The 2,664-nt window shown below is 55.7% G+C and carries 3 protein-coding genes; 2 read left to right on the top strand and 1 reads right to left on the bottom strand.

Features of this window, described 5'->3' with window-relative positions; translation table 11 throughout:
* Positions 1–293: 293 nt before the first annotated feature.
* Both LH128_RS29990 and LH128_RS29985 read left to right on the top strand, forming a co-directional pair.
* On the top strand, positions 294–926 hold the full coding sequence (locus LH128_RS29990; RefSeq protein WP_008833454.1) for an SOS response-associated peptidase family protein: 633 nt from the start codon (positions 294–296) through the stop codon (positions 924–926).
* A 495-nt stretch (positions 927–1,421) separates the two neighbouring features.
* On the top strand, positions 1,422–2,099 hold the full coding sequence (locus LH128_RS29985; RefSeq protein WP_008833453.1) for a TetR/AcrR family transcriptional regulator: 678 nt from the start codon (positions 1,422–1,424) through the stop codon (positions 2,097–2,099).
* A 222-nt stretch (positions 2,100–2,321) separates the two neighbouring features.
* Here LH128_RS29985 and LH128_RS34900 read toward each other — a convergent pair.
* On the bottom strand, positions 2,322–2,664 hold a 343-nt coding region (locus LH128_RS34900), incomplete at its 5' end, for a hypothetical protein (RefSeq protein ID WP_327195324.1).

Raw genomic sequence — 2,664 nt, 5'->3', positions numbered from 1 at the left:
GGGGCAGCCTCGCGGAACGTTTCAGGCGCCGCGCTGCGGCCTTTGAAGCAAAGGCGCGCGCTCTGGCCTGATTGCGCAGGTCTCATTGCATGCACTGCCCATTCTCATCGCCGGGGAGTTCGCCTCGGCTTGGCTGGAAGTGCTTAATGAACCTCAGCGGTACCGGTTCGCTGATCGAGATTTATGAGGACACGCCGCGGTGCAGGGCACCGCCACAGGTCATGCGCCCGTCGCGATGGCAATGAAGGCATCCACACCGTAGAGATGTGCATCGATTTATCGGGAACAAGCTTATGTGCAACCGCGCCCGCCTGAAAGGTGAGATCGAGACGATCTGGGGGTCGATCGCCGAACTTTTCAGCGAGCGCCCACGCGACAATCGCTTCGATCCCCAGGAACTGCGCCCCAAAAGCCGGTCCTACGTCATACGCGAACAAGGCGGTGTGCGAGGTTGGGATGTCATGACCTGGGATGTTCTGGGCGGCAAGGCGGCCTGGCCGATGACCAACGTGCGCAACCTGGCGATGCCGCAATGGCGGCGGCTCGCCGAGCGTCCGGAGAACCGATGCGTGGTGCCGCTCACCGAGTTCTGCGAGTTCACGCCGGACAAGCATGATCTTGGCGATGGCAAGCCGCCATTGAAGGGCGAGATGTGGTTTTCGGTGGTAGACCAGCCGGTGTTCGCGGTCGCCGGGTTCTGGCAGCCAACCGAAGGCGGCAACGCCTTTGCCATGGTCACGTGTGATGCCAATTCGCTCGTCAGCCCGATTCATCCCAAGGCGATGGTGACGATCCTTGAAGCCTCGAACGTCGATGTATGGCTGAGCGGTTCCTACGACGAAATCTGCTCGCTCCAGCGACCGTTCGATCCCGCGCGAATGGCCGTGCGGGGGCCGGTGTTCCCGACTCGCACGGCCGAGCGCTGATCTGAACCGCGCCAAGATTATCGCAGGCTTACGATCATAACAGTCGAGCAGGCCCAGCCTGAGCTTCTCGAGGTTGAAAATCAGCGGCTAAACGGCCGGGATAGATCGACATCAATAGGCGGAAATGGGACATTCGCGACGGTCGGGATCGGAGCTTCGAATTGAGAAAATCGGACATTCGTTGGTGGCGATCGCACCCCTCTTCATTGCTCAGGCCAGGGTCTCACACAATAGCGCTCGAACATCCTGGCATCCATATCTAAAGCTTCCCGACTACAACGAGGATCGGCCGCTTGGTGCAATCGGCAACAAGCCCCGATCACGTTGATGAACCCCAGTGACGTACCCCGCCCGTCACCGTGACAATGGCCGGGAAACTCTAACTCAAAGCGATCCAGGTTTCCGGGATCAGATCACGTGCATGATAGATTGCAGGTCTGAAAGATCGATGAAACGCCGGTTGATGAATGAACAGATTAGAGCAATGACCAAAAGATGAAAAACTCGGTCAATCCAAATCGTGCTCCAGCCTCTGCTAAGGGAGATGCCACTCGAAACCAGATTCTGGATGCCTGCGAAATCCTGTTTGCTCGCAACGGCTATCTGGGCACATCGTTGCGAGATATCGCCTCGGAGGCCGGTGTACGAATAGGAGTGCTACATTATCATTACGGCAATAAGCATCTAATTCTCGAAGCAGCGCTGGACCGAAAGCTTGGGCTACTGCGGGAAACGATAGCTGCTAGTTTCACTGATGCAGAAGAGGGAGCCGAATGTGTCGAACTGGAGGAGATCGTCTCTTCGTTCATCCTTCCATTTATGCAGGCTGCCGCATCGGTAGATAGTCCGCTGCGCAATTACATAGTCATGACATCGCATTTGATGAGCGCATACCGCATGCCGGAATTGCGTCCGATTCTGGCTAAGCTCGGCGTAATCTCAGAGATGCTCACGGATCGAATTCACCGTCATCGGCCGGGTATTTCCGAGAGAAACCTCCTTGCAGGAGTTTATCTTATAGAGGCCGCTCTAATATTCATGGTGCAAGATCCTGGATTTCTGGACGATTTGAGTGATAACCATTATTCTGTAGACCGCCTCGAAGAGATGGCGGCGCCAGCGCTTTGTTTCTTTACAGGTGGATTGGAGTGTCTGGAAAGGCTTGAGGTATGAACTGATGAGATGCACCGGCCTTTGGTCAAGTGCGCCCCACATTGGAAAGTTCCGTCCTCGAAGACCCATCATGCGGCAGCCTATGCTGGCCGCATCAGTTCAGTATGCGCCTGAAGCTGGAGGCCCCCATCTCGATAACTTATCGCAATGATGTTCAGATTTTTCCGATTTCCGGTGTTGCTGACATTCAAGTTGCGCAAATTGGCTATTGGCGAAGGCGGTCTACGGCTCAGACGGTGAGGGATAGGCTGTAGAATTCCGCACTGACACGTTCCCATAGAGTCCGATGGCGACGTCGGATGATGAGCCTGACAGATATACTAGGTTGGTCGAATGACCAGTTTTGTTATTCTGCATCCAGATCAACAAAAATGGTCCGCTAAAGACGGGCGATGGGCTTCGATGAAAGCGACCGACAAGATTGGTGCCACCTGATAAAAAGGGTGAGCAGTTCAGGCGGTCAGGCTTCCTCGAGAAGGATGGCAGATGGGAAGGCAAGACATCGACGCGCTGATGATTGATGGGCGCAACGCCGACAATCTTCGCGGCGACCCGATCACCGGCG

The organism is Sphingomonas sp. LH128 (genome assembly GCF_000293195.2).
Lineage (GTDB): Bacteria > Pseudomonadota > Alphaproteobacteria > Sphingomonadales > Sphingomonadaceae > Novosphingobium > Novosphingobium resinovorum_A.
This window is presented reverse-complemented; position numbering and strand designations above follow the sequence as displayed.